Origin of the sequence: Vibrio palustris (genome assembly GCF_024346995.1) — a bacterium.
Taxonomy (GTDB): domain Bacteria; phylum Pseudomonadota; class Gammaproteobacteria; order Enterobacterales; family Vibrionaceae; genus Vibrio; species Vibrio palustris.
Map to the genome: position 1 here is coordinate 1,847,494 of NZ_AP024887.1, position 26,082 is coordinate 1,873,575.

The following is a 26,082-nucleotide window of genomic DNA, read 5'->3' on the forward strand; positions in this document are numbered from 1 at the left end:
TTGGGCTGCGCATTATAACCAATCTCTGTTAAAGCTACACCTCTAGATTGTCTGAGAGGTAATCAAGCAATAATCGCACTTTAGGGGATAATAACCGATTCTCCGGATATAATGCCCATACCCCTTCTCTATCGGTTTTGGAGCCATCCAATACTTCTACTAATTCACCCGTACGTAAATATGGACGGACATAGTAATCAGGTAACTGGACTAACCCCATCCCTTTTAAGGCAGCATTTAACAAAGCAAAACCACTATTACACGATAAGCGGCCACTCACTTTCACGGTACGTGAATTCCCACCAACGTTGAACCGCCAATGATCGTGAGTACCAACCAAGCATTGATGATTTTGTAGTTCAGATAAAGTATGCGGAACCCCCATCTTAGACAAGTATTGTGGCGTTGCACACACATACAATTGGCGATCACAGAGCTTGCGTGCAATAAAGCTAGAGTCGTCAAGCTGCCCTAAGCGAATCGCAACATCAATATGTTCAGCCACTAAATCTAGCTTACGATTAGTCAGTACTAACTCAAGTTCTAACTCTGGATAAAGCTGTAGGAAGTCTTGTAATAACAACGCAATCTTCCACTCACCAAACGTGACTGGAGCGGTGACTTTAACTTTCCCTTTAGGTGTTGCTTGCATTTGCGTGACGGCTAACTCCGCCTCAGCAAGGCCTTCAACCAAAGAACGACAATATTGATAATACAGCTGACCTGCTTCAGTCAATGACACGCGTCGTGTCGTTCTTAGCAAGAGTTTTACCCCTAAACGCTGTTCTAGCGCATTAACGCGTCGGCTAATATTCGCCACTGAGGTTGATTGACGTAGCGCTGCCTGAGTAAAACTGCCCGTATCCGCTACCGTCACAAATTCATTTACGCCTTCCCAATTCGCCATAGCACCCAATTATTACAATATTGTAAAAGTAATTATTATTTTGCCCTAATTATCTTTTAAATGGAATCGACTATACTGCCTAATATTGTGAATAAGCTGTAAAGTACACATCACTTAATAAGGAAAACACTAATGTCTCAGGATAAATTTATTAAATCTCGCGCTGCTGTTGCGTGGGGGCCAAATCAACCACTTAAGATGGAAGAAGTGGATGTTATGTTGCCACGTAAAGGCGAAGTGCTTGTAAAAATCATCGCAACTGGCGTCTGCCATACTGATGCCTTCACGCTATCAGGTGAAGATCCTGAAGGTGTTTTCCCATCAATCCTCGGCCATGAAGGCGGTGGTGTTGTTGAAATGGTTGGGGAAGGCGTGACACATGTAGAAGTCGGTGACCATGTTATCCCTCTTTACACTGCCGAATGTGGTGAATGTAAAATGTGTCTATCAGGTAAAACCAACCTATGTTCAGCGGTACGCGCGACACAAGGTAAAGGCCTGATGCCAGATGGCACCACGCGTTTCTATAAAGATGGCGAGCCTATTTTCCACTACATGGGCTGTTCAACGTTCTCTGAATACACGGTACTTCCAGAAATTTCACTGGCGAAAGTCAGTAAAGAAGCACCGCTAGAAGAAGTGTGCTTACTGGGTTGTGGCGTAACAACCGGTATGGGCGCGGTAACAAAAACAGCGAACGTTCAAGAAGGTGATAATGTTGCCATCTTTGGCCTAGGCGGAATTGGTCTATCGGCGATTATTGGTGCTCGTATGGCGGGTGCGAAACAGATCATCGGTATTGATATCAATGAGCGTAAATTTGATCTCGCCAAGAAACTCGGCGCCACTGAATGTATTAACCCACAAAAATTCGATAAGCCAATCCAAGACGTCATTGTAGAAATGACCGACGGTGGCGTTGAGTATTCATTCGAATGTATCGGTAATGTTGACGTAATGCGTCAAGCGCTAGAGTGTTGCCATAAAGGCTGGGGTGAATCTGTCATCATTGGTGTTGCAGGTCACGGTAAAGAAATCTCAACTCGTCCATTCCAGCTAGTAACTGGTCGTGTATGGCGTGGCTCCGCTTTCGGTGGCGTTAAAGGCCGCTCTGAGCTTCCAGAAATTGTTGAGCGTTATATGGCTGGTGAATTTGGTCTACAAGAATTCATTACTCATACGATGAAGCTCGAAGATATCAACGAAGCATTCGAACTCATGCATAAAGGCGAAAGCATTCGTTCTGTTATTCACTTTTAATTATGCATACTACGGCGGCGTTATTAACGCCGCCTGAGGAGTCGTCATGGATTTGACTAATGTAAGCCAAGCCAAAGTCTTTAATGGCTGGCATAAGCAATACCAACATACTTCATCGGTTTTACACTGTGATATGCGTTTTGCTATTTTTCTGCCGCCGCACGCATCTGCCGCGCAACCAGTTCCAGTATTGTACTGGTTGTCTGGCTTAACGTGCACGGATGAGAACTTTATGCAAAAAGCAGCGGCTTTTCAAAAAGCGGCAGAGTTAGGCATTGCGATTGTGGCACCGGATACCAGCCCACGAGGCGAAGCTGTACCGGATGATGTAGACCAAAGTTATGACTTTGGTCTGGGTGCGGGATTTTATCTCAATGCCACTCAAGAACCGTGGAAAACACATTACCAAATGTATTCGTACGTGGTTGATGAGTTGCCGGGCCTGATTGAAGCTAATTTCCCAGTAACGAGTAAACGCTCGGTTGCTGGTCACAGTATGGGTGGCCATGGTGCATTAACGATCGGCATCAAAAACCCTGAAAAATATGCATCTATTTCAGCATTTAGTCCGATTTGTCACCCAAGCATCGTGCCTTGGGGAGAAAAAGCGTTTCGTCACTACTTAGGTGAAGATAAAGCTCTGTGGAAAGAATACGATGCCGTTGAACTTATCAAAGCGCATAACGTCACCACACCGATCCTTGTTGATCAAGGTGATGCTGACGGTTTCCTTGATGATCAACTAAAGCCAGAGACTTTGCAGCAAGCAGCAAAAGAGAATAACGTTCCTCTAGAGCTACGCATACAGCCTGGTTATGACCATAGTTACTTTTTTATTCAAACCTTTATCAATGATCACTTGGCGTTCCATGCCAGCCAATTGCTCAACGATTAATCCACGGTTTGTTTTTCGGCCTGCTAGTTTTAGCAGGCTTTTTTGTTATTAATCAGTCAATACCTCTGGCGCGGTTATCATCGAGAGGCCAACGTACGTATATATCGTCATAAAGTGTAATGAATAGCGTTTATCTTCCTCTGCACTTTCCCAACTCACTTCGAGCTTAATCAAATAACTGTCTAGATTAATCGGCTGCGTCACCCACCACTGCATATCGTATTCTCCCGTTTGTTTCGCACCATCTTGCCAAGGTACTCCAGAGTCAGCGGTGAGCGACTTTTTTTGCCATTGCACCAACTGCTGAGTCGCTAGTTGCTCGGCTTTTAGCGATTGCTCAGTAAGGTGAGCTGCCTGAGATATCTGTTGGTGTAACGCTAACAGCCCCAGAGTGGACATCGACATAATCACCATCACGACCAACACTTCAAGCAAACTGATGCCAGAGGTTCGGACTCCATTAAGGCTCATAATAGCTGCCTGCTAAACGATGAGGCTCACCGGATAACCAAACGACATCACTCCAAACTTGTTGCTGTCCAGACTGACTGTGGATGCTCCAAAGAGCATCGTGTTTATCAATACTTATCTCTGCAGCAGTAACCCCCTGACACCGATTTATGATTCCAGAAGAGCGCCTGAATACTTCCGATATCGCACACTCTGCCGCGCCGCGAGCGTGCCATCGATGCTGGCTAACCATAATATGCTGTTTCATTTGTTTCGCCTGATACCACTGTGCACGGTAGCGCGCTAGGCTGATAGTGAGCATGAAACTCAGTAATACAATGACCACTAGCAATAGGGCTGCGCCTTGCTGGTTATTTTTTATCATCGCAAATATCCGCCATTCAGTACCATACGAGTTATCTGCTGAGTGTCGGTCGGAATATCACTCATCTGCGATTGCAAAGTTACGCTAACCGACACCTCTTGCACTAACGCTCCGGATTCTAAAACGAAGGTTGTGTTATCGGCAAACCAAGCGGTTACTCGATATTGCAAAGGGTCTACCACTTGATAACACGGCTCAGATCTTGTCGAACGCATAACTTTAGCCATCGTAGCTGGGGAGATGGACAAACTTTCACATAACAGCAATTGCTGCTCAGACGCTTGATAACGATAAACCATATGCAGGTATTCGGCCGTGTCTTGGCTCGGCGGAAGTTGATAAATAATACCGAGCGCAGATCCATGCTGTGAAGTGACGACACTCAGCGTCTCGCCGGCAAAAGTCGCAATGAGCCCTTGGTGGCGGTGATAGCCCGCTCGCCGTAATTCAAGTGCTATCGATTCAACAATCGCAGCCGTTTGTTGATGAAGCTGTTGCGCTTGTTGCTGCTGCTGAACGCTACGCTCTAGCTGTACGAATAAACGACTAAGACTGCCGATGATAGCGCTACCGAGTGTTAATGCGACAAGCAGCTCTAATAAAGAAAAACCTTGTTGGTTAACACGATGGATAAACATGACCTGCCCCCGCCTGAGCGCATACGCGAATTCGTCCTGAACTGTATGAAGTCACAACGCGTAAACGCTCCACACCTTCACTATCGATAATTTTAATATGGCCATTGCTTAGCTTATGGCGAAAACCATCCAACAATATTTGCTGCTGGGTATAACGCAGAGCAATATCAATATCGGAAAATCCCTCTCCTTCTAACACAAGTAGTGCAGGAGATAGCAATGATGATTTTGTTGTCAGCTGTAATTGCCAATCCTCATCTTGCGAGCCAGTCATGTGTTTTTTTATTAATAAATCTTGGTGGCGTTCGTCGGCAAGGCGCTGCGCCGTAGCTAAGAAAGTCACCAACTCATCGGCTAATTGAGCGGCTTGCATTGATTGCTGACCACGAGTGAATGAAGGCAGCGTCAAACATAACGCAATTCCCATGATAGCAATGACAAGCACAAGCTCGATAAACGTCATTCCGCGAGGCAACTCCCGAAAAATCGCCATATGCTTTCCTCAAAATGAGTAAAGTAATGAGAATATCAAGCACATTGGTTAAGTCGTCTCGTCATAAAAAGAGGTGGGAAATGATTCTAAAAATATTCAGTAAGTACACTGATATACGTAGGCAAGGTATGACATTGCTCGAAGTTTTACTGGTGATAAGCATCATTGGGATAGTAAGTGCTCTCGCCTATCCATCATATACTCGGTATGTACTCAATAACCAGCGTCAGCAAGTGATCATCGATATGGCGCGCATTCAGCTCTATCTTGATAGCCAACTCTCCGTATCGCAAGCCATTAACGCCATCACCAATCAAGGGCTCTGTGATACATTTTGTCGCACGCCCGTTGATGTTTACCAAATCCATATCGAACAACACACTGATACTTATTTAATTACGGCCTTTCCACAAAATAAGCAAAAACAAGACACCTGCCAAGGGATCCAATATAGATCTCTATTACTCCGTAGTAATGGTGAACAGATGCCTAAGGAGTGTTGGTAGTAGAATGGTAGTAAGAATAAGAATCGCTGTATAATAATAAACGACACCATTAAAGCGAAAAACCAATCCCCCCCATCAAAAAGACATAAAAAAAGCCAACGCTTGGCGTTGGCTTTTTCAAATACATCAGCGTGATATTAGCTCGTTAGGTCATCAAAGAATTTTTTAACGCCTTTGAAGAAACCATCTGATTTTGGCTTATGTTTATTGCCTGTTTCTCCACCAAAAGATTCTTCAAGCTGACGCAGTAATTCTTTCTGATCCGCGTCTAACTTCACTGGCGTTTCAACAACCAGTTTGACGATTAAGTCGCCGATAGGGCCACCGCGAACACCTTTCACACCTTTACCACGTAAACGGAACATACGGCCAGTTTGCGTTTCTTCCGGCACTTTCAGGTTCAAGCGACCATCCAAGGTTGGAACTTCAACATCCCCACCAAGTGCTGCTAATCCAAAGCTGATCGGCACTTCACAACGTAAGTTGTTACCATCACGTTCAAAGATTGCGTGATCTTTAATGTTGACTTGAACATACAAATCACCAGCTGGAGCACCATGCTCGCCAGCTTCACCTTCGCCAGATAAGCGAATACGGTCACCCGTGTCGACACCTGCTGGAATCTTAACGTGAAGTGATTTGGTTTTTTGCTTACGCCCTTCACCATGACAAGAATTACATGGATCTTTAATAATTGAGCCTTTACCACCACACGTTGGACACGCTTGCTGTACCGCAAAGAAACCTTGGCGCATTTGCACTTGGCCATGTCCATGACAGGTGCCACATGTTTGTGGCTGCGAACCTTTCTTGGCACCAGAACCGTCACAAACTTCACAGTCTACTAAGGTCGGAATTTCGATTTCTTTATCACAACCACGAACCGCTTCTTCAAGCGTCAGTTCCATGTTGTAACGTAAATCCGAACCGCGCTGTGGACGGAAGCCACCGCCGCCGCCACGACGACCGCCACCGAAGATGTCACCAAACACATCACCGAAGATATCGCCAAAGTCAGCACCGCCGCCGCCAAAGCCGCCACCGCCGAAGCCACCAGCGCCGCCGCCACCTTGTTCAAAGGCTGCGTGACCATACTGATCATACGCCGCTTTTTTCTGCGGATCAGTCAAAATCTCGTACGCTTCTTTTACTTCTTTAAACTTAACAGCAGACTCATCGTCGCCAGGGTTGCGGTCTGGGTGGAACTTCATTGCAAGGCGTTTATAAGCCTTCTTCAGGTCGCGCTCGGAGGCATCGCGGCTGACGCCTAATACTTCGTAAAAATCACGTTTTGACATGTTCTTGATCACCAATTGTTACTACAAACGGGCTCGCCCGCTTGGTGTTTGTATCGATATAGATAAAGCTCGAAACTCTCTAAAGAGCTTGCTCACCGTATCCTTTCGCCTTATCTATAGCCACACGATGTGGACAGCATACGGGCGTTAGAGTCACCTCAAACGCCCGTATCTTATTCGTAACTCTCTTTAAAAGAGAGTCTGAAGTGAATGCAAAACTAACCTTTATAAAGAATGTGCCAAAGGCACATTCTTATTGAGGTCTCGTTTTACTAACGATTATTTTTTCTCGTCGTTCACTTCTTCGAATTCAGCATCAACAACGTCGTCTTCAGCTGATTGACCTTGCTCGCCAGCTTGTGCTTCAGCACCTTGTTGTGCTTTCTGCTGAGCGATTTCCATCAGTTTTTGAGACGCAGTCACAAGTTCTTGAACTTTCGCATCGATGTCTTCTTTATCTTCACCGTTACGAGCAGTTTCAAGTGCTGTGATTGCAGCTTCAATTTTCTCTTTGTCTTCAGCTGGTAGAGCATCACCTGCTTCTTCCATCTGCTTACGAGTACCGTGGATCATTTGGTCCGCTTGGTTACGTGCAGTTGCTAACTCTTCGAACTTTTTGTCCGCTTCTTTGTTGGCTTCTGCTTCTTGAACCATTTTTTCCACTTCTTCGTCAGTTAGACCACCAGAAGCTTGGATCGTGATTTTCTGTTCTTTACCAGTAGTTTTATCTTTCGCTGACACATTCAAAATACCGTCAGCATCCAAATCGAAAGTCACATCGATTTGTGGCACACCACGTGGCGCAGGGTTGATACCTTCTAGGTTGAACTGACCAAGAGACTTGTTGTAAGTCGCTTGCTTACGCTCACCTTGCAATACGTGAATCGTTACTGCGCTTTGGTTATCTTCTGCTGTTGAGAACACTTGGTTCGCTTTTGTTGGGATCGTTGTGTTCTTCTCGATAAGTTTCGTCATCACACCGCCCATGGTTTCGATACCAAATGACAGAGGTGTTACGTCAAGAAGAAGAACGTCTTTCACATCACCCGCTAGTACGCCACCTTGAACGGCTGCACCAATCGCCACGGCTTCATCAGGGTTTACATCACGACGTGCATCTTTACCGAAGAAGTCAGCAACTGCTTTGCTTACCATTGGCATACGTGTTTGACCACCAACAAGGATAACGTCAGTCACTTCACCAACCGATAGATCAGCATCCGCAAGTGCCACTTTCATTGGCTCAAGTGAACGTTGCACAAGATCTTCAACTAATGACTCTAGTTTCGCACGAGTCACTTTGATGTTCATGTGTTTAGGACCTGTCGCATCAGCAGTCACGTAAGGTAGGTTTACGTCAGTTTGTTGCGCTGAAGACAGTTCGATCTTCGCTTTTTCTGCCGCTTCTTTTAGACGCTGCATCGCTAGCGGATCTTGTTTAAGGTTGATGCCTTGTTCATTTTGGAACTGTTCAACCAAGTAGTTGATAAGACGGTTATCGAAGTCTTCACCACCTAAGTGAGTGTCACCGTTTGTTGACAATACTTCGAATGTTTTCTCGCCTTCAACTTCATCAATTTCGATGATTGAGATATCAAATGTACCACCACCAAGGTCATACACAGCGATAGTGCGGTCGCCGCCTTTCTTATCAAGACCATAAGCCAATGCTGCTGCTGTTGGTTCGTTGATAATACGTTTAACTTCTAGACCTGCGATACGACCCGCATCTTTCGTTGCTTGACGCTGAGAATCGTTAAAGTAAGCAGGAACAGTGATTACTGCGCCAGTCACTTCTTCACCTAGGAAGTCTTCTGCGGTTTTCTTCATTTTTTTAAGAATTTCTGCAGAAACTTGCGGTGCAGCCATTTGCTCGCCACGTGCTTCAACCCATGCATCGCCATTGTCAGCTTTAACAATTTTGTAAGGCATGATTGAAATATCGCGTTGAACTTCTTCGTCTTCGAAACGACGACCAATTAAACGCTTAATTGCAAATAGCGTGTTTTGAGGGTTAGTAACCGCTTGACGTTTTGCCGGTTGACCAACCAGTGTTTCACCATCTGTGTAAGCGACAATTGAAGGAGTAGTACGTTCACCTTCTGCGTTTTCAATGACGCGTGGTTGATCACCATCTAGCACTGCAAGACAAGAGTTTGTAGTACCTAAGTCAATACCAATGATTTTACCCATCGAGCTATCTCCGAATAATTCTATGTTCGTTTGGTTACTCCCCAAAATGGGGGACTGAGAATGGGTTTCGCACCCGATTCACAAACTAAACGTATCAAGTTTGCTTCTCTATGACCCATAGATAAGGGCGTATATATCCTTTTCAAGGGAGTCATAGAAAAAAAATTAAAATTTCTCGATTTTTTGGCTGTTTAGATGACCGAAAACGGCATTTACTCAACAAAAACCGGAAATACCAATAAAAAAGCCGGTACGCACCGACTTTTTTATTTCAACCATCCTGCTCACCTATCGTGAGCGATGGATTTATTTTGAAACCATAACCATTGCAGGACGAACCACACGGCCATTCAATAAGTAGCCTTTTTGCATCACAAACATCACCATATTTGGTTCATGATCTTCGCTCTCTTGAATCGACATGGCTTGATGCAGTTCAGGATTAAACGCTTCACCTTCAGGGTTAATAGGCGTTAAACCAAACTTCTCAATCGTATCTACGAATGTTTTATGGGTTAGCTCAACACCTTCATAAAGCGGTTTAACCGCTTCATTTTCAGCGTCAGCGGCCTGCATAGTACGCTCAAGGTTGTCAATAACGGGTAACAACTCTTCAGCAAAACGACTCAACGCATATTTACGCGCTTTGTCGACTTCTTGTTCAGAACGACGACGCATGTTGTCTACATCGGCTTTAGCACGTAGTACTGCATCTTTCTGTTCTTTCACTTGCTCTTGGCTCGCGTGCAATGCCGCTTCTAGCTGAGCAACTTTCGTTTCTTGGTCATCTTCCAGCACTTCGCCTTCTTCATCGATGATGGTTTCGTTCCAATCAACATCGGCGTCTGTACCAACGGCGTCTGCTGCAACTTCTTCGACTGTCGCGTCTTGTTGTAGCTCTTCTTCTTGGATTTTGTTTTCTTCGTTGCTCATGATATCTCCAGAATTCCACTCTCTATGTGGTTAGGAATCGAATTCTCGTCTTTTTCGTGACACAAAAATTCGCATAAAAGTATGACTTGCCTTTATTATGGGGATGAAGATTTCTGATTCAAGCCCTATTCGGTTGGAAAGCATATGAAAAAACCATTTGAAGTGATAGCTATCATAGGTAAACCTCGTGACACACACGCGATTCAAACACATAAAGAGCTTTACCATTGGCTTACTTCTCTTAACTACCCTGTGTATGTTGATGAACGCCTGGCTGAGATTTTACCTGACATTCCCGACTCGCAATTTGCCTCGTTACTTGAACTTGGCCAAAAAGCCGACCTTGCCATTGTTGTAGGTGGCGACGGCAATATGCTTGGTGCCGCTCGAGTCCTCTCCCGCTTTGACATTTCTGTCATTGGCGTTAACCGAGGTAACCTTGGCTTTCTCACCGACTTAAAGCCCGATGAAGTCTGTGAGGGGCTGACACAAGTTCTCGAAGGCAACTACATCGAAGAAAAACGCTTTCTCTTACAGGCGGAAATTCATCGTCATGGGCAAATCAAAAGTCATAACTCTGCGCTAAATGAAGCGGTGCTCCATCCAGGCCAAGTAGCACGTATGACGGAGTTTGAAGTCTACATTGACGATAACTTCGCATTTTCACAGCGCTCTGATGGGCTAATTATTTCGACCCCGACCGGATCTACTGCCTACTCACTCTCCGGTGGCGGCCCTATTTTATCACCAGGACTTGATGCCATTACGTTAGTACCCATGTTTCCACATACATTATCCAGCCGCCCTCTGGTAGTAGACAGTAAACGGCGTATAAAGTTAGTGGTTTCCCCTAATAATGTGCAAAATCAAGAAGTGAGTTGCGATGGCCAAGTCACACTCCCTGTAACCCCAGGAGATGAAGTCCATATTTATCAAAGCCCTAACGTGCTCAAGCTGATTCATCCCAAGGACTATAATTACTACCGTATTCTGCGAAATAAATTAGGCTGGTCGAGCAAACTGTTTTAGAGAAAGATCACATTTTATTGTGTTTTGAAAAGAAAACACCTGTATAACTTTACTGTATAGGCAAACAGTATATACTGTTTAGCTATACAGTGTTGTTCAGTTATACAGGTGCAATAATATGCTGGCTAATTTAAGTATCAACAATTTCGCTATTGTTAAGTCACTACAACTCGATCTTGCCGCAGGCATGACCACCATAACCGGTGAGACAGGTGCGGGTAAATCCATCGCAATAGATGCATTAAGCCTCTGTTTAGGCGGGCGTTCTGAAGCGGGCATTGTGCGTCAAGGTGAACAAAAGACCGAGGTATGTGCGACCTTTATTTTAGATAGCAACGTCAATGCCATCCGTTGGTTAGAAGATAACGACCTAATGGACGGCAACGATAAAGACTGTATATTACGCCGAACCATTACTAAAGAAGGCCGCTCACGCGCTTTTATCAATGGCAGCCCCGTTCCTCTTTCGCAACTCAAAGCATTGGGACAGCTATTGATCAATATTCATGGACAGCATGCCCATCAACAGCTGATGAAAAATGAACAACAGCTTGCCATGCTTGATCAATACGCCGGCCACCATGAACTGTTGAAAAAAACCCGTATTGCTTATCAAAACTGGCGTCAGGCAAATAATCAATTACGCCAATTGCAAGAAAACAGCCAGCACAACCAAGCGCAGCTTCAGCTACTCGAATATCAAATTAAAGAACTCAATGAATTAAGCATTGGCGAAGACGAATTTACTGATCTTGAAAGCGAGTTTAAACGTCTGTCTAACAGTGGAGATTTGGCAATGAACTGCCAAAAAGCCATTGATATTCTCTATGAAGGGGATGATGTAAACGCAATAGGCATGCTCCAAACGGCAAGTAACACATTGACAGAACTCGCTGAAATGGATGCACAATTAGCTAGCCTGCCAACTATGCTCTCCGATGCGATGATTCAACTTGAAGAAGCCAACAGTGAACTACGTGCCTATTTGGATAATATCGATGTTGATCCAGATCGGATGGCATTCGTAGAATCTCGCTATTCAAAAATCATGTCACTGGCACGCAAACACCAAGTGCAACCAGATGAACTTTATAGTCATCATCAAGCCTTGCTGCAACAAATTGAACAGCTCGACTGCTCAGATGAGAAAATGGCAGAGTACGAAGAAGACGTCGCCGAGAAATATCAGCGCTTGGTAACGATTGCCGAAAAACTGCATAAATCACGTAATCGCTACGCGAAAGAGCTCGATAAGTTGATCTCTCAAAGTATGCATGAACTCAGCATGGAAAAAGCGCAGTTCAAAATTGAGATCAATGCTCAAGAACACCCATCACCACTCGGGTTTGATGCGGTTACTTTCTTAGTTTCCACCAACCCAGGTCAGCCATTACAGCCCATTGCTAAAGTCGCCTCCGGTGGTGAGCTATCGCGTATGTCACTCGCGATTCAAGTCATCACCGCACAAAAAGTCGATACTCCAAGCTTGATTTTCGATGAGGTTGATGTGGGTATTTCCGGCCCAACGGCCGCTGTTGTCGGCAAAATGCTGCGTAAATTAGGAGAGTCCACTCAAGTGTTGTGTGTGACTCACTTGCCGCAAGTCGCGGGTTGTGGGCATAACCAAATGTTTGTTGCAAAACAAACCAAATCTGGCATGACTGAAACCCAAATGATTAAGCTCTCGCATGAAGAGCGTATTGAAGAGCTAGCACGCCTGCTTGGTGGTAGTGAAATAACCTCAACAACATTAGCGAATGCTAAAGAGCTGTTAATTGCGGCATAAATGGGTTGCGAAGCGCGTAATAATGGATGAGAATCGCTCATCACTTACATAGAAAAATGATTTTTTCGTGTAAGTTTGCAACCAAATTCAAAATTCGTAGTCTTAATAAGTTCAGGAAGAAGATGATGTTTTTACTTCTGCTCTGAGCTTGTTTATTATCAGTCGAGTTTTTGAGCCCATTACTATAAGTACAGAATATTTGAATATGCAGTTAACCAAGTGGCTTATCGCCCTCCCCTTAGCCCTGACAATGCTTTCAGGCTGCTCCGTTGTTGAGCGTTTGGTCTATAGAATCGATATTAATCAGGGAAACTATATCGATCAAAAAGAAATCAACCAACTTAAGTTTGGTATGTCTAAAGACCAAGTTCGTTATGTGTTAGGCACCCCTATGCTAGTCGAAAATGGATACCCAAACACTTGGTACTACATCTATTCTCACACCCACGGACATGATGACAATATACAAAAAAACCTGATCGCTAAGTTTAATGACGAAGACAAACTCGTTAAAATCTCAGGCGATTACAAGGTAGGTAAAAGTTTTTACAAAAGTATGAACTAGTTTCGTGGTGTGTTCTGAAAAGCAATTGCATAAAAAAAGCTCGTTGAATAACGAGCTTTTTTATTGAATTCAATGAGCGATGTATTTATCGACATACGCACAACCAGTTGCAAGCGCTTTAAATATCACGTTTTCTGTTTTGCTTGCTCTGCTCGTTTACGACGAATTTCTTTAGGATCTGCCAGTAAAGGCCGATAGATTTCAATGCGATCGCCATCTCGTACCGTTGCATTACGCTTAATATTACGAGAAAACACCCCAATACTGTTCTTATCGAGATCAATCTCTGGGTACATCGTTAGTACCCCTGATTGCTCAATAATCTGCTCGGCCGTCATATCTTGTTTGACCATGACGTTAATAACACGTTGCTCATGAGGAAGTGCATACACCACTTCCACGTGTATCATCGCGTTTTCTTCACTCATTATTGATATACCTGTTTAGCGCGTAGTGTAAAAGCATCCACCATGTTATTAGTGAGTTCATTAAAAATCTTTCCAAAGACTAACTCAACCATCTTACTAGAAAACTCGAACTCTAATTTCAGTTCTACTTTGCACGCCTGCTCATCCAGCGGAGTAAAATACCACCCCCCTTTCAACGATTTAAACGGGCCATCAACCAATTCCACAAGAATCGTATTCTTTTGAGTGAGATCGTTACGTGTAGTAAATGTTTTCTTGATGCCAGCTTTCGAGACATCGACCGCGCCGACCATCATCTCATCGGTAGATTCCAACACCCGCGCTCCCGAACACCCCGGCAGAAACTCAGGGTAACTCGCGACATCGTTGACCAGATGAAACATCTGCTCTGCACTAAAAGAGACTAACGCAGAACGACTTACTTGATTCATCTTTTCTCCTCATGACATTCCGGCAAAGAGTGATTGTACTGCCTACCTTGCTCCGGCTCAAGTCTACACATATGGATTATAAACAACACTTGAAAACCTATCACACAGCCCTCATGTAGTTAAACAATGATGGTGTGACATAATTAACGTCTAGCGTCATACAAGTGCTTGTTTCTGTGTGCTCATGCCCGTATGCTACATCAAAGCTTGATTCAAAAGAAAAGCATTTTCATAACACTAACTAATCCGTATAATGCGCCCACTATGGTAAAAAAGAAATCTAAAGATAAAGCGGGTAGCAATACCATCGCGCTAAATAAAAGAGCTCGCCACGAATACTTTATTGAAGATGAAGTAGAAGCGGGGCTTGAGCTGCAAGGTTGGGAAGTGAAATCACTTCGCCAAGGTAAAGCGAATATCGCAGAAAGTTACGTATTTCTGCGAGACGGAGAAGCGTATATCTCAGGAATGAACCTCATTCCTCTGCAACAAGCGTCTACTCACGTTGTCGCCAACCCCACGCGTGTGCGTAAGTTATTGCTATCACGCCGTGAAATTGATAACTTGTTCGGACGAGTTAACCGTGAAGGTATGACGTTAATCGCACTGTCATTGTATTGGTCTCGCTCTTGGGCGAAGATTAAAGTCGGTGTTGCGAAAGGTAAAAAGCTTCATGACAAACGTGAAACCGTAAAAGAGCAAGACTGGCAACGCCAGAAAGCAAGAATTATGAAGAGTGGAATGCGTTAATAGTAACCACTTGAATAATAGAAGGTAGACAGGTTCAAAAAATCTGTTACTATCTTCTTAACACTGGGGCTGATTCAGGATTCGACGGGAATTTTGCAGTCTAAGGTGCATGCCGAGGTTGCGGTAGGCCTCGTTAAAAAGCCGCAAAAAATAGTCGCAAACGACGAAAACTACGCACTAGCAGCTTAATAACCTGCTGAGAGCTCTTTTGCCCTAGCCTCTGCTTGTAGGACGGGGAGTTCAAAAGATCAAACAAAAACAAGCTGGCGTGGATTCCCCCACCTGAGGGATGAATCGCGAGATATAATTCAGGTTAGTCATTCGCTCGCGTGTCGGTTCGCAGGTGGATGGCGAAATTAAAGATCGACTAAGCATGTAGTACCAAAGATGAATGATTTTCGGACGCGGGTTCAACTCCCGCCAGCTCCACCAAACGTTTGGAAAAGGCCACCCTCGGGTGGCCTTTTTTGTATCTAAAAACACTGAAATTCAATTAGTTAACTCACTTCACTGTCTTATTCTGTCTCATATCTGCTCACGTTTTTAGCACCCAATGATTTACCCTATACTCATATCCAAGATATTTTGGGGCACCATATTTGAAGATTTCAGCTTCCCCCTAAACTCTTTTATGAGTTGTAGACCCCACTGTACAACATTTATAGCTTGGGTAATCTCAGTCGCTGGATAGTTCTTATCTAGGGTTAATTGTGCAGCTTTGTAAACCTCCCCTAATTAGTTACACTCATAATTAGAGTTTTCAGCCTGTTCATATTTCATTAAATATTACCATGGGGTCAGATCATTCAGTGCACCATGAGGGCGCTCTTCGTTGTATTCTCTGAATCGCCACTGATTTCCTAGACGCCTTTTAGTTAGATAAACTAGTTAAGTTCTTCTCAGCTCAAATCGTTCTCCCATTATCAATATCTCAGGCTGAAACAGATATCATTCGTGCTTACGACAATGAATAATTTAAAGCACAATCAAAACGTTTAAATACGATGAACTGAATCAGCAGGCACACGATCTGCCTGCTTAAAACAGTATTCAACTTACCCGCCAGCATTCACTCCTAAAATAAGTGTCGTCACGTTTTGTATAACTACGAAGTTTGGTAGGCGGTGCGCTGCTGACGCCCCGCATACACAGGTAACAATTCTAAAGTTAACGCTTGCTTCAAAAAAATAATCATCCACGCTCAGAGATTACGAAAATCCATTATGATTATTATGCATAAAGCTTCACATCAATGCATAAGGAATGCAATATGGAAAAAATAAACCAATTCTTGCGCCAATTCGCACTGCTTGCCTGTTTGAGTTTATACGCTCAAGCAACTTGGGCGGATGCTGAGATCACTAAAAGTGGCAGTACGTGGCAGGCTGCTGTGGATGGTCGCGTTGTTTATCGCGGTAGTCGCATGTTCGATGCGGTGAATGCCGCGGCAGATACGTTCACCAGTGGCACGATTCATATTCGTAATTCTGGCGTGAGTGGTAGTGATGGCGGTAACGTCTATGGTATGCGGCCACAGCCTGGGCAAACGCTCGACTTTCATAATCATACTGTAACGGCGAATGGCGGCGACCTTGTCGTGCCCGTCTATTGTGATCGCCGCGATGATATTACGGTGCGTAATTTACATGTCGAAGGCGCACCTCGTTATGGCGTGTGGTTTCGAGGGTGTTCGAATGTGACGTTAGAGAACATCACCATGGCATTAAATGGTCAAAATCCTGTTGGTTTGGGAATTCGTGTTGATTCCTCAACGCGCAATGCTCGTAATTTAACCATCACCGGTAATATTAATATCGATGGCGCGACAGGCCATGGAATTGAAACCTATGGCATTGACGGCATCAACATCGGCGATGTGACCGTGACCAATAATGGCGGATGTGGCTTGATTCTTAATGACTCGCGTAATGCCGAAGTGGGCAACGTGTGGGGAGAACGCAATAATATTAATGGTGGCTACGCAACGTTTCGGGTCGCTAATGATAATGGCCCCAATATTCATGTGAAAAGCGTCTATTCTCGCCAATCTGGACGAGGCTTCTTTAGCGTATCACGCAGTCACGGCACAACGATTGACTATGTCGATATTGATCAAGCCACCGAACAAGGCATTTTTTTAGAAGATGCGACCAACACACATGTTTTAGCAGGTACAGTCACCAATAGCATCAATCGTCCTAACTGCCAGTTGGTGCGCACCAATAATTCCAGTATTCATGTGAACGGGTGCAACGCTATCGGTCAGCAACCCAGCTATGGCAACAACAGTGTGATTTCTGGTACTTATCGCCTCACACCTGCGCATAGTAATATGGCGGTGGATGTCAACAACTGCGATACCGCAAATGGCACTAATCTCTCGCAATGGGCATGGCTCGATAATACCTGCCAACACTTTACCATATCGCCAGTAAGCGGTATGTGGCACCGTATTTCGCCGGTTGTCAGCCCATCAAGCGCTATTGATATAGAGGATATGAGCAACAACGACGGGGCGAATGCGATGCTTTGGAATTACTGGGGCGGTACTGGGCAATTATTTCGTTTTAAAAGCGCAGGCACCGGATTATGGCGCATCATTAATTTACACAGTGATAAATGCTTAACTGTTGCCGATAACTCGGCTCAAAATGGCGCCAATTTAATGCAAAGTCGCTGTGTCGCCAATCGTGATAACCAGCTCTTTCGCTTAGATAAAGTTCAATAACTCAGCCTCAAATCGTGAGCAAGCAATACCGCGGCGGCTTAGGTTAATCTTAAGCCGTCGCTTGCTGTCTGCCTCCTACCCCAGCTCCACTTCTACGTCTGTGTTAATGGTTGCCGAGCACGCCAGCACATAACCTTGCGCAATTTCTTCTTCGCTCAAGGTTTCTTGGCTAAGCGACGATACCTCACCGTGCTGCACTCGGCACTTACAAGAGCCGCAAATCCCACTACGGCACGCTGTCACTATTGGTAAACCTGCCTCTTCGAGTACATCGGCGAGCAGTTGGCCGGGTTGCGCATTAATGGTTTGCGCATAGTCAGGCACCGTAACCTGCACAGTTTGTGAAGCGTGCTCGGCGTTGGCGTGACTGTGACTAGTGGGCGTAAAACTTTCTTGATAGACGTTAGCCATATCGCAGCCAAGCGCTTGCAAGTAGGTTGCTACATCTTGCATAAATTGGCTTGGCCCGCACAAATATACGCTTCGTTGCCGTAAGTCTGGCACCAATGCTTGGAGCAGTGACTCGCGCAAACGCCCTTGGGTATGCTGAGTACCATCCCGATTTTTCAGTAACAGTTGCAGATGAAAATTATCATAAACCGCATCAAGCGTTTCTAACTGATCATAATAAATAGTCGCTTCCGGGCTACGTGCACTATGCAGAAAGACAATATCGGCCGGCCTCTCAGCGGGTGTGGCTTGGTTTAACCAATGCTGCGTCATAGCAAATACTGGGGTAATTCCACAACCTGCGCTGATTAATAATACCTGCGCTTGCCCCTTGTGATACGTTGGTGGGCAGTCAATACAGTTGAAGCGCCCTGTCGGCGGCAAAACCTGTACTTTATCGTCGACTTGCAGTGTATCAATTATGTAATTAGACACTTTCCCGCCAGACACACGTTTAATGGTCAGTTGCAGATAGGGTTCATGAGACGGTGAACTGATCGAATAAGCGCGGTGTTCCATGTGGCCATCGATAGAGATGCCCAGGGTTACAAACTGGCCGGGTTTATATTGAAATTGTCGGGGTTCGGTGCAATCCGCCAATTTAATACTGACGGTATCATAGGTTTCATAGTATTTATCAATGCAGCGCAGCATCACTGGCTGCTGACCATGCCATTCAAAAAACATAGGCTTTCCTCATTTACATCTCTAATGATGTGATAAGCGTGTCTTCAGTAAAGAAGACACCGCTTAGCATGGGCTTAGGCAGCCAGAATGGTTTTTAGATCGTCGTGCACATTACTAATACTGCGCATATCAAATTTTTCTTGCATGATGGCAATCAGATTCGGAGTTAAAAAGGCAGGCGCTGTCGGGCCGGTGTAAATACCTTTGACGCCTAAGGCAAACAGCGTCAACAAAATTACGATGGCTTTTTGCTCGAACCAAGAAAGCACTAATGTCAGCGGCAGTTCGTTAATATCACACTCAAACTCTTTCGCTAACGCGAGCGCGAGTTGAATAGCCGAATAAGCATCATTGCATTGCCCAACATCCAAAAGACGCGGAATGCCATTAATGTCCCCAAAGCTATTTTTATTAAACCGATACTTGCCACACGCCAAGGTAAGGATCAGCGTATCCTCTGGCGCTTGCGCGGTAAAATCGGTGTAGTAACTGCGCTCCGATTTATCACCATCACACCCACCGATAAGGAAAAAGTGGCGGATATTCCCTTGTTTCACTTGATCGATCACTGCCGGCGCGGCACTCATTAACGCATTGCGCCCAAAGCCCACGGTTATATGGTGTTCTATTTCATCGTATTGAAAACCGACTTGTTGCTGGGCGCAGGCAATCACTGCACTAAAATCGTCCCCTTCTATGTGCTGCACTCCGGGCCACCCTACAATACTGCGCGTAAATAAACGATCCGCGTATTGACCGAGATTCGGGTTTAGCAAGCAGTTCGATGTCATCACAATCGCACCGGGAAAGTTGGCAAATTCTTTTTGTTGGTTTTGCCAAGCGCTGCCGTAATTTCCGACTAGATGTTGATATTTATTGAGCTGTGGATAGCCGTGAGCTGGCAGCATTTCACCATTGGTGTATACGTTAATGCCTGTTCCTTCGGTTTGTTGCAAAATTTTCTCGAGATCATGTAAATCATGTCCTGAAACTAAAATGCACTGACCTTTAACTGGTTTCACATTCACAGATGTTGGTTCAGGGTGACCAAAGGTATCGGTTTCTCCCGCATCGAGCATTTCCATCACGGTGTAGTTCATCAAGCCGATTTGCATCGAGCAGTCTAATAGCGCGTTGAGATCATCTGGATTGGTACCAAGCCAAGCCATAATCTTATGATATTGCGAATAAATATCGCGGTTGGTTTGCCCCAATACGCGCGCATGCTCCATGTACGCCGCCGCGCCTTTTAAGCCGTACAGACACAATAAGCGCAAGCCGATTACATCGTCGTTAACATACTCTTTGCCGCGATTTACCGCCGCCTGTGGGGCAAATGCAAGAATTTCTTCGGCCGTTTTAGGTAATTCGAAAAGAGCAACGTCTGGAAGGGGATCTAACGGTGTATTAGCAAGCGTTGCCGCAGTCATCACCTGATTTTTTAAGCGGTCTTTATACACGGCAGCTTGCGAAGCAAGCTCTAGAATACGCTCTGGGTCGAAGTTAACATTGGTTAATGTGGCAAAAAATGCTTTCGGCGCCCATCGATTCACTTCATCATCAAAGAAATCAAAGTGGTCAGCTTGGCTTGCCCAGAATGAAACGCCCTGTAGGGTATACACCAATACATCTTGTAAATCAGAAACTTCAGAAGTTTTACCACACATACCTTGCGCAAAAGAGCACCCTTTAATTTTTGGGGTTTGGATCGTTTGTTCACATTGAATACAGAACATATTGGCTTCTCCAGTGATTGTGTTCATCGTATGATGTTAATCACTAAAAGCAGAATACATGCCAACATTTAACTTATTGAATTTAAAGGATTTAAAATAATAACACTATAGTGGACGATGTCCTAATAACATCACTTATGATGTCATTAAGACACATTAAAGAGTGTCAGTTGGGTTTAATCCCTAATTTTTTTCCCATACGGTACAAGTTACCGCGGTCCATTTGTAAAAATAGCGCCGCTTTTGCCCAAACGCCCCCTGTTTTTGCTAACGCATGCTCTATCAACTCCCGTTGATAGCACTCCACCAGCTCGCGTAACGGTTGGCTTTCTGCCGGTAAATTAAATGATGTTGTTTTGACATCATCCATAAATAACGATGCGTCAAAATGACTGAGCATAATCGTGTTTTCACCTTGTCGAATCGCATGTAACGCAGCTCGTGTTAAGGCGTGCTCCAGTTCTCGTACATTGCCATACCAAGGTAAGGATTCGATTTGATGAAGCACCTTAGGGTGAACATGTAGATTTGGCGCATTAAACTGCTGGCGCACTTTTTCCAATAAATAGCCAGTTAATACCGGAATGTCGCCATCACGCTCTCGTAAAGGAGGGACTTGAATCGGGAATACATTCAAGCGATGAAAAAGATCCACGCGGAATCGCCCCGCCGCCACTTCCTGTTCTAACTGACGATTAGTGGCCGCAATAATGCGTACATTGACGAGCAAATGCTGATCACTCCCCACCCGTTGCAATTCACCTTGTTGGATCACACGCAGCAATTTGGCTTGTAAGATGAGTGGCAATTCGCCTACTTCATCAAGAAAAATCGTGCCGCCATCAGCAAGTTCAAACTTACCTGCTCGTTGGCTATTGGCACCTGTAAATGCACCTTTGACATGCCCAAATAATTCACTCTCGGCAAGGCCTTCCGGTAGCGCGGCGCAATTGACATAAATCATGGGTTTATCTCGGCGATGTGACTGTGCATGTACCGCATGGGTAACCAGTTCTTTCCCCGTCCCCGTTTCCCCCGTGATTAAGACGGAAAAATCAGACTGGGCAACCGTGGCAATATTATTACGCAGTTGCTGCATTTGCACACTTCCCCCCACCATTTCACCGTGCTGAGAACGGGCTTGTTGAATCAGGGTTTGGGTCACGCTTTTTTGTTTCTGATTTTGTGCTTTCAGTGCTTTTAATTGAGAAATATTGCGTAGCATCGCCGCGGTGAGCGCTGCAAATGTTTCAATCTCAATCATATCAATGGTATCAAACGCGCCTACCGCTAACGCATCAATCGTTAACACGCCAACCAACTGCTCTTCAACATACAAGCTCACTCCCATACAATCATGAACGTCAATACAGTGTTCAACGGTCAGAAGCGCTCCGTCAAAAGGATCAGGCAGCGTGCAGTCAGCGGCAAAACGAACAGGTTCTCGGCTATGAATAATCGCATCTAAGCGCGGATGATTGTTAGGAAAATAACGCCGCCCTAATACCGAGCTGGATAGCCCTTGCTGCGCGACAGGGACAAGAAAACCTTCTTCATCGAAAATAAAGAGACAACTCGCATCACAGGGAAAGACCTGAGCCACACCGTCAATAAGATATTGATATTGCTCCTTATAAGAGCGATTAGAACTTAAGTTTAATGCAATATTAAGCAGTACTTGATTTACGCCCATCGTCATATCGCCTTCCCTCACAATAGCCTGAATGGCGTCATGCTAGCAATTTGATGATATTTGCACATCGAAAGTTGCGAGAAATGACTGTTTTATTGATAACGATCAACTGCGTAATCACAACTCGATTAGAGACGTCTCGGCATTCTCACTTTGAGAGCGGCTCCAAAGCCGGCATCGCGTCGTCCAGTCAACCATCACCGACTGGTTAGGAGCACCACCCGATAATATTGACTCTATCGACCTCACAACCAGAACAAAAAATAATATCTTTAATTATTAAACAATAACCATATAGCTGCGTATTTAGCTACACTCAAAGGTGTTCACCTTAGCGTATGAGTATTGAGCCGATTCGGTTACTCTCTGGGAGAAGAATCATAGCCTTTGCGTTTTTATGAACAATGATAAACACTCTCTCGCAATGGCAGTGATTCCGTAATTACGTATAGAAGGAAGTTTAATGGTAAGTCATACAGTTAAACTATTAATGTTACTGTGTTTGTCTTTCACAACATCGGTCAGTGCCGCGACACAACAGATAACGATTGTTTATACAGGATACCTTAATCACATTACCAGCCCGCAAGGTAGTTACGCGCAACTCGCAACATTACTTAGAACCTATCGTCAGCAAGAACCAACGCTGTTTTTATTTGGTGGGTCTAGCCTTGCGCCTAGTTTGATGTCATCACTGGATCGCGGCGCTCATATTATCGATTTGCTCAACGACTTAGAACCCAATGCGATGGCTGTCGCCGATAGAGAGTTTACTTTTTCTATCGATGAACTGTCTCTTCGCGCTTATGAAGCGGCATTTCCAATGGTATTAAGCAATGTGACCGATACATTGACAGAAAAGAACCATATTGATGGTATAGAGCGTAGTCTCATCATAAAGAAAAATGGCATAAAAATTGGTATTCTTGCTTCTGACCATTCCAGCGACTTCTCCGGTTACGCATTATCACGCCTACACGTCGATGATGGAAAGGCAGTCATTACCCAGCAAGCACAAGCCCTTCGTCAGCAAGGTGCCCAACTCGTTATATTAATGGCACATAAAAATACCCCGCACCGCCAGTCTCTACTCAACGACTCTGTCGTTGATATTATTTTAAGACAAAACCCCTTTATAGATTCCCACACTCGCTCTCAGCCGAGCCCTATTGATAGCGATGTGTTTATCAATAAACCTAATACCGCTGCTGCTATCACGATAACCTGGCCCCGAGCGCAACCTGAGCAATATTCGATAACCACGCAAATGGTTCCCCTAGCCGAGTTGCCAGCAGACCCGTTCATACAACAACAAGTGAAAGATTACAGTCGCCGTTTTTCCATACTGTTTAATCAACCGTTGACTCAACTTACCTCGTCATTAGACCTACATAGAAGCGCAGTTAGAACGTCTGAAAATGCCTTTGGTAATGTTGTTACAGATGCCATGCGTATCGGCAGTCATAGCGACATCGCCTTGATTAATGGTGGAACTATCCGTACAAATAAGACGTATCCCTCTGGATATCATTTAACTTATGGTGATGTTCTGGCCGCGTTATCGTATCGCGATCATATACAAATATTGAAAATAACCGGACAGCAACTCCAAGACGCATTAGAAAACGGGGTTAGCAAAGTCGGCCATGTTGAAGGAACTGGCGCATTTCCGCAGGTGTCAGGCATGAGTTTTCATGTCGATTTTTCTAAGCCTAAAGGCAAACGGATAAGCCAACTACTGATTCACGATAAAGCTGTACAATTGGACCAAGACTATACACTGGCAACTTCGGATTTCTTAAGGGAAGGCGGAGATGGTTATACGTCTTTTATGCATGCTGAAACGGTTGCGTTTAGTCAGCAAGCTACGCCACTTATCTCTGATGTCGTCATTAATTTTTTGCGCCGTAAACCAACATTATCCGCTCCCCAAACGCGGCGTATATTTATAAAGGGAGCTAACCATGACTAAGAAAACTACCGCTAACGGCGACGTGAGCTCTCCCCCAAAATATTACTCATTAGCCAGTATCATCAATATTGGTATTGTCACTTTTATTTGTGCCATTTTGGCATTATCACTGGCGACTTACTCCAAATTAAAAACGTTTGAAAATACAATAACCAAGATCAGTGAACAGTCTCTCCCTAATGTTATTCATTCCGGAAACTTATATGCCTATATGAATTCATTAAGAGGTAAGACTGAGCAATTAACCATGGCAAATTCAGAAGCCATGCGCAGAATTGCAATGGGCGGGATTGAACAACAAATTTCTCAAGCCTATGCCAATGACCAAGCGGGAACAAAAGACTCTTACAATCGTTCGCAATTAGCGTTATTCCAACAAGAAATTGTTATTTTGGACGAATTAGTCGTAAAAAAACTCACCATTAAAGCGCATTTATCTCAGCAACAAAAGATTATGTATCAAGTTCGTGATGATCTTTGTGACTATATTGATAAATTATCAAACACTCACCAAGACACACCATGGAAAATGACTTTCGCCAATATCATTATGCTAACAGGCGAATTACTAACGGTTGAAGATATTAATCTTATTCGTCAGCAACGTAAAAAATTGCGATCTCAATTTCATGAGTTAAACACAATTATCGATGAGCATAACGTTGCATTAACCCCGCAGAAACAAGAAGATATACATACACTGCACGATGTTATTTTAGCGCCTGAAACTGGTATCATCGCCTTGCGTATCGCCCAACTTAAATTGGTCAGTAAGGTACGGAGTCGCGGTAACTTTGTCAGTAACTTAATATCGGATTACGCGCGGCTCACCGAATTTCAATCTTTCTTAATGAATTCCACGGTCACGTCTGATGCATCTAAAACTTCATTTTTAGTAAGAAAACAGATTGAGCACGCAAGTTTAACGTTCTTAAGTATATTTATTGGCTATATTGGTTTCGCTATTTTCATTCACTACTTTATCATCAAGCGGCTGAAAAAATTGCGAAATCAAGTTCAGCAACGCAGAAAAGATCCGCAACAAGATATAACGATTACAGGACATGATGAAATCACTCAACTTGCGCAAAGTTTTGAGCTTTACGCGAGCACCATCGAAAAACAAACCGCCACATTAAAGGATATGACGCAGAAGGACCCACTGACCGGAATCGCGAATCGACGAGCGTTTGATGAATACTACGGTCATATTGCGAATTTATGTCAACGACAGCAACAGTCACTTGCGATAATGATACTAGATGTGGATTATTTTAAACAATTTAATGATAATTATGGCCATGTGGACGGAGACCGCTGTTTACAGCAGGTCGCAAACATTCTGTCTGCGCAGCTATCTCGTCAATCCGATTTTGTCGCACGTTACGGTGGCGAAGAGTTCATTATATTATTGCCTGACACGTCACAAGAAGGGGCAAAAACCGTTGCGAATAATATCTTAGCGGCTATCAATCAGGCCCAAATACCACACTTATTTAGCCAAGTCGCTCAACATCTGACGATCAGTATTGGTATTTCAGTTAGCCATACTATTAATACGCACCTCGTCATACCTACAACCGAGGAGGCAGACCAAGCGCTTTATCAAGCAAAAGGAAACGGCCGAAACCGATGGGAAATGTATTCTAACTAAATTCGGTAGCTTGGATAAAATAAAAAATGTCTTTATATCGACATGACATTTAAGCCAATATATTAACTCAAAAATTAATGAATATAATAAGTTTATCATTAAATTTTTCCGCCTAGTTTGTGACTTAACACTCCCTATTTCCCCTTCAAGCAATTTGATAAGCTTATAAACCCTTCCTAAACTAAAATTTATACTTACCTGTCACCCAGTTTGAA

General features: G+C 44.3%; 23 protein-coding genes, 1 other RNA gene and 1 pseudogene. 11 read left to right on the plus strand and 14 right to left on the minus strand.

The features are described 5' to 3' along the window. Nucleotides 1–34: 34 nt before the first annotated feature. Nucleotides 35–907: a LysR family transcriptional regulator gene (locus OCU30_RS08695; RefSeq protein WP_077312137.1), complete on the minus strand. Its 873-nt coding sequence runs from the start codon at nucleotides 905–907 to the stop codon at nucleotides 35–37. Between the two features lie 132 nt (nucleotides 908–1,039). Here OCU30_RS08695 and OCU30_RS08700 point away from each other — a divergent pair, with 132 nt between their 5' ends. Further along, nucleotides 1,040–2,167, plus strand: a complete 1,128-nt coding sequence (locus OCU30_RS08700; protein WP_077312135.1) for an S-(hydroxymethyl)glutathione dehydrogenase/class III alcohol dehydrogenase — start codon at nucleotides 1,040–1,042, stop codon at nucleotides 2,165–2,167. A 46-nt stretch (nucleotides 2,168–2,213) separates the two neighbouring features. After that, entirely contained in the window at nucleotides 2,214–3,062 is an 849-nt protein-coding gene (gene fghA / locus OCU30_RS08705; protein ID WP_077312133.1) for an S-formylglutathione hydrolase, read from the plus strand. A 48-nt stretch (nucleotides 3,063–3,110) separates the two neighbouring features. Here fghA and OCU30_RS08710 read toward each other — a convergent pair whose 3' ends face one another. From OCU30_RS08710 to OCU30_RS08725, 4 genes are read right to left on the minus strand one after another with little or no spacing between them, the layout of a single operon-like run. After that, a complete protein-coding gene (locus OCU30_RS08710; RefSeq protein WP_077312131.1) occupies nucleotides 3,111–3,533 on the minus strand; it encodes a type IV pilus modification PilV family protein in 423 nt (140 codons plus the stop codon). Then, complete coding sequence (locus OCU30_RS08715; protein WP_077312129.1) at nucleotides 3,523–3,897, minus strand: hypothetical protein; 375 nt, start codon at nucleotides 3,895–3,897, stop codon at nucleotides 3,523–3,525. The genes OCU30_RS08710 and OCU30_RS08715 overlap by 11 nt, the downstream gene beginning before the upstream one ends. Further along, nucleotides 3,894–4,535, minus strand: coding sequence for a prepilin-type N-terminal cleavage/methylation domain-containing protein (locus OCU30_RS08720; protein WP_077312127.1), 642 nt, complete (start codon nucleotides 4,533–4,535; stop codon nucleotides 3,894–3,896). The genes OCU30_RS08715 and OCU30_RS08720 overlap by 4 nt, the downstream gene beginning before the upstream one ends. Further along, nucleotides 4,516–5,028, minus strand: coding sequence for a prepilin-type N-terminal cleavage/methylation domain-containing protein (locus OCU30_RS08725; RefSeq protein WP_077312125.1), 513 nt, complete (start codon nucleotides 5,026–5,028; stop codon nucleotides 4,516–4,518). Before OCU30_RS08725 ends, OCU30_RS08720 begins: the two co-directional genes overlap by 20 nt. 80 nt (nucleotides 5,029–5,108) lie before the next feature. Here OCU30_RS08725 and OCU30_RS08730 point away from each other — a divergent pair, with 80 nt between their 5' ends. Then, nucleotides 5,109–5,534, plus strand: coding sequence for a type IV pilin protein (locus tag OCU30_RS08730; protein ID WP_261821299.1), 426 nt, complete (start codon nucleotides 5,109–5,111; stop codon nucleotides 5,532–5,534). Between the two features lie 137 nt (nucleotides 5,535–5,671). Here OCU30_RS08730 and dnaJ read toward each other — a convergent pair whose 3' ends face one another. The 3 genes from dnaJ to grpE form a co-directional block, all read right to left on the minus strand. Then, the gene (gene dnaJ, locus OCU30_RS08735; RefSeq protein ID WP_077312120.1) at nucleotides 5,672–6,832 is read right to left on the minus strand and encodes a molecular chaperone DnaJ; all 1,161 of its coding nucleotides are present in this window, start codon (nucleotides 6,830–6,832) and stop codon (nucleotides 5,672–5,674) included. A 279-nt stretch (nucleotides 6,833–7,111) separates the two neighbouring features. Next, nucleotides 7,112–9,025 carry a molecular chaperone DnaK gene (gene dnaK / locus OCU30_RS08740; RefSeq protein ID WP_077312118.1) on the minus strand — a complete coding sequence of 638 codons (1,914 nt, stop codon included), beginning with the start codon at nucleotides 9,023–9,025 and terminating at the stop codon, nucleotides 7,112–7,114. Between the two features lie 306 nt (nucleotides 9,026–9,331). Continuing rightward, nucleotides 9,332–9,958 (minus strand): nucleotide exchange factor GrpE, encoded by a 627-nt coding sequence (grpE, locus tag OCU30_RS08745; RefSeq protein WP_077312116.1) that lies wholly within the window; start codon nucleotides 9,956–9,958, stop codon nucleotides 9,332–9,334. Nucleotides 9,959–10,102: 144 nt separating this feature from the next. On the opposite strand from grpE, the gene nadK reads away from it, so the two are divergent. From nadK to bamE, 3 genes are all read left to right on the plus strand, one after another. After that, nucleotides 10,103–10,987 (plus strand): NAD(+) kinase, encoded by an 885-nt coding sequence (gene nadK / locus OCU30_RS08750; protein WP_077312114.1) that lies wholly within the window; start codon nucleotides 10,103–10,105, stop codon nucleotides 10,985–10,987. Between the two features lie 118 nt (nucleotides 10,988–11,105). Then, nucleotides 11,106–12,773, plus strand: coding sequence for a DNA repair protein RecN (gene recN / locus OCU30_RS08755; protein WP_077312111.1), 1,668 nt, complete (start codon nucleotides 11,106–11,108; stop codon nucleotides 12,771–12,773). 205 nt (nucleotides 12,774–12,978) lie between these two features. Beyond that, on the plus strand, nucleotides 12,979–13,338 hold the full coding sequence (bamE, locus tag OCU30_RS08760; RefSeq protein WP_077312109.1) for an outer membrane protein assembly factor BamE: 360 nt from the start codon (nucleotides 12,979–12,981) through the stop codon (nucleotides 13,336–13,338). A gap of 125 nt (nucleotides 13,339–13,463) precedes the next feature. Here bamE and OCU30_RS08765 read toward each other — a convergent pair whose 3' ends face one another. Together OCU30_RS08765 and OCU30_RS08770 are read right to left on the minus strand one after the other, a co-directional pair. Next, complete coding sequence (locus OCU30_RS08765) at nucleotides 13,464–13,766, minus strand: RnfH family protein (protein ID WP_077312107.1); 303 nt, start codon at nucleotides 13,764–13,766, stop codon at nucleotides 13,464–13,466. Continuing rightward, nucleotides 13,766–14,197: an SRPBCC family protein gene (locus tag OCU30_RS08770; protein ID WP_077312105.1), complete on the minus strand. Its 432-nt coding sequence runs from the start codon at nucleotides 14,195–14,197 to the stop codon at nucleotides 13,766–13,768. Before OCU30_RS08770 ends, OCU30_RS08765 begins: the two co-directional genes overlap by 1 nt. A gap of 264 nt (nucleotides 14,198–14,461) precedes the next feature. Here OCU30_RS08770 and smpB point away from each other — a divergent pair, with 264 nt between their 5' ends. Together smpB and ssrA are read left to right on the plus strand one after the other, a co-directional pair. Further along, on the plus strand, nucleotides 14,462–14,947 hold the full coding sequence (smpB, locus tag OCU30_RS08775; RefSeq protein ID WP_077312103.1) for an SsrA-binding protein SmpB: 486 nt from the start codon (nucleotides 14,462–14,464) through the stop codon (nucleotides 14,945–14,947). A 65-nt stretch (nucleotides 14,948–15,012) separates the two neighbouring features. Beyond that, nucleotides 15,013–15,379: a transfer-messenger RNA gene (gene ssrA, locus OCU30_RS08780) on the plus strand. A 354-nt stretch (nucleotides 15,380–15,733) separates the two neighbouring features. On the opposite strand, the pseudogene OCU30_RS17320 reads toward ssrA, so the two are convergent. Then, nucleotides 15,734–15,817: pseudogene (locus OCU30_RS17320) on the minus strand (integrase core domain-containing protein); the annotation flags it as partial. Between the two features lie 400 nt (nucleotides 15,818–16,217). Between OCU30_RS17320 and OCU30_RS08785 the strand changes: the two are divergent. Further along, nucleotides 16,218–17,675 carry an RICIN domain-containing protein gene (locus tag OCU30_RS08785; protein WP_159439091.1) on the plus strand — a complete coding sequence of 486 codons (1,458 nt, stop codon included), beginning with the start codon at nucleotides 16,218–16,220 and terminating at the stop codon, nucleotides 17,673–17,675. Between the two features lie 75 nt (nucleotides 17,676–17,750). Here OCU30_RS08785 and OCU30_RS08790 read toward each other — a convergent pair whose 3' ends face one another. The 3 genes from OCU30_RS08790 to norR form a co-directional block, all read right to left on the minus strand. Beyond that, on the minus strand, nucleotides 17,751–18,812 hold the full coding sequence (locus tag OCU30_RS08790) for an FAD-binding oxidoreductase (RefSeq protein WP_077312099.1): 1,062 nt from the start codon (nucleotides 18,810–18,812) through the stop codon (nucleotides 17,751–17,753). 74 nt (nucleotides 18,813–18,886) lie between these two features. Then, nucleotides 18,887–20,548, minus strand: coding sequence for a hydroxylamine reductase (gene hcp, locus OCU30_RS08795; protein ID WP_077312097.1), 1,662 nt, complete (start codon nucleotides 20,546–20,548; stop codon nucleotides 18,887–18,889). Nucleotides 20,549–20,714: 166 nt separating this feature from the next. Then, nucleotides 20,715–22,247, minus strand: coding sequence for a nitric oxide reductase transcriptional regulator NorR (gene norR / locus OCU30_RS08800; protein ID WP_077312095.1), 1,533 nt, complete (start codon nucleotides 22,245–22,247; stop codon nucleotides 20,715–20,717). A 457-nt stretch (nucleotides 22,248–22,704) separates the two neighbouring features. On the opposite strand from norR, the gene OCU30_RS08805 reads away from it, so the two are divergent. Both OCU30_RS08805 and OCU30_RS08810 read left to right on the plus strand, forming a co-directional pair. Next, the gene (locus OCU30_RS08805; RefSeq protein WP_077312093.1) at nucleotides 22,705–24,213 is read left to right on the plus strand and encodes a bifunctional metallophosphatase/5'-nucleotidase; all 1,509 of its coding nucleotides are present in this window, start codon (nucleotides 22,705–22,707) and stop codon (nucleotides 24,211–24,213) included. After that, complete coding sequence (locus tag OCU30_RS08810) at nucleotides 24,206–25,867, plus strand: sensor domain-containing diguanylate cyclase (protein WP_077312091.1); 1,662 nt, start codon at nucleotides 24,206–24,208, stop codon at nucleotides 25,865–25,867. Before OCU30_RS08805 ends, OCU30_RS08810 begins: the two co-directional genes overlap by 8 nt. The last annotated feature ends 215 nt before the right edge of the window (nucleotides 25,868–26,082 follow it).

What these genes read in the sequence shown, in the direction of transcription:
- OCU30_RS08810 (WP_077312091.1), top strand. Translation starts at nt 24,206, where the DNA reads ATGACTAAGAAAACTACCGCTAACGGCGACGTGAGCTCTCCCCCAAAA.
- fghA (WP_077312133.1), top strand. Translation starts at nt 2,214, where the DNA reads ATGGATTTGACTAATGTAAGCCAAGCCAAAGTCTTTAATGGCTGGCAT.
- OCU30_RS08715 (WP_077312129.1), bottom strand. Translation starts at nt 3,897, where the DNA reads ATGATAAAAAATAACCAGCAAGGCGCAGCCCTATTGCTAGTGGTCATT.
- dnaK (WP_077312118.1), bottom strand. Translation starts at nt 9,025, where the DNA reads ATGGGTAAAATCATTGGTATTGACTTAGGTACTACAAACTCTTGTCTT.
- hcp (WP_077312097.1), bottom strand. Translation starts at nt 20,548, where the DNA reads ATGTTCTGTATTCAATGTGAACAAACGATCCAAACCCCAAAAATTAAA.
- smpB (WP_077312103.1), top strand. Translation starts at nt 14,462, where the DNA reads ATGGTAAAAAAGAAATCTAAAGATAAAGCGGGTAGCAATACCATCGCG.
- grpE (WP_077312116.1), bottom strand. Translation starts at nt 9,958, where the DNA reads ATGAGCAACGAAGAAAACAAAATCCAAGAAGAAGAGCTACAACAAGAC.
- OCU30_RS08700 (WP_077312135.1), top strand. Translation starts at nt 1,040, where the DNA reads ATGTCTCAGGATAAATTTATTAAATCTCGCGCTGCTGTTGCGTGGGGG.
- norR (WP_077312095.1), bottom strand. Translation starts at nt 22,247, where the DNA reads ATGACGATGGGCGTAAATCAAGTACTGCTTAATATTGCATTAAACTTA.
- dnaJ (WP_077312120.1), bottom strand. Translation starts at nt 6,832, where the DNA reads ATGTCAAAACGTGATTTTTACGAAGTATTAGGCGTCAGCCGCGATGCC.
- OCU30_RS08785 (WP_159439091.1), top strand. Translation starts at nt 16,218, where the DNA reads ATGGAAAAAATAAACCAATTCTTGCGCCAATTCGCACTGCTTGCCTGT.
- OCU30_RS08725 (WP_077312125.1), bottom strand. Translation starts at nt 5,028, where the DNA reads ATGGCGATTTTTCGGGAGTTGCCTCGCGGAATGACGTTTATCGAGCTT.
- nadK (WP_077312114.1), top strand. Translation starts at nt 10,103, where the DNA reads ATGAAAAAACCATTTGAAGTGATAGCTATCATAGGTAAACCTCGTGAC.
- OCU30_RS08730 (WP_261821299.1), top strand. Translation starts at nt 5,109, where the DNA reads ATGATTCTAAAAATATTCAGTAAGTACACTGATATACGTAGGCAAGGT.
- OCU30_RS08695 (WP_077312137.1), bottom strand. Translation starts at nt 907, where the DNA reads ATGGCGAATTGGGAAGGCGTAAATGAATTTGTGACGGTAGCGGATACG.
- recN (WP_077312111.1), top strand. Translation starts at nt 11,106, where the DNA reads ATGCTGGCTAATTTAAGTATCAACAATTTCGCTATTGTTAAGTCACTA.
- OCU30_RS08710 (WP_077312131.1), bottom strand. Translation starts at nt 3,533, where the DNA reads ATGAGCCTTAATGGAGTCCGAACCTCTGGCATCAGTTTGCTTGAAGTG.
- bamE (WP_077312109.1), top strand. Translation starts at nt 12,979, where the DNA reads ATGCAGTTAACCAAGTGGCTTATCGCCCTCCCCTTAGCCCTGACAATG.
- OCU30_RS08770 (WP_077312105.1), bottom strand. Translation starts at nt 14,197, where the DNA reads ATGAATCAAGTAAGTCGTTCTGCGTTAGTCTCTTTTAGTGCAGAGCAG.
- OCU30_RS08765 (WP_077312107.1), bottom strand. Translation starts at nt 13,766, where the DNA reads ATGAGTGAAGAAAACGCGATGATACACGTGGAAGTGGTGTATGCACTT.
- OCU30_RS08720 (WP_077312127.1), bottom strand. Translation starts at nt 4,535, where the DNA reads ATGTTTATCCATCGTGTTAACCAACAAGGTTTTTCTTTATTAGAGCTG.
- OCU30_RS08805 (WP_077312093.1), top strand. Translation starts at nt 22,705, where the DNA reads ATGGTAAGTCATACAGTTAAACTATTAATGTTACTGTGTTTGTCTTTC.
- OCU30_RS08790 (WP_077312099.1), bottom strand. Translation starts at nt 18,812, where the DNA reads ATGTTTTTTGAATGGCATGGTCAGCAGCCAGTGATGCTGCGCTGCATT.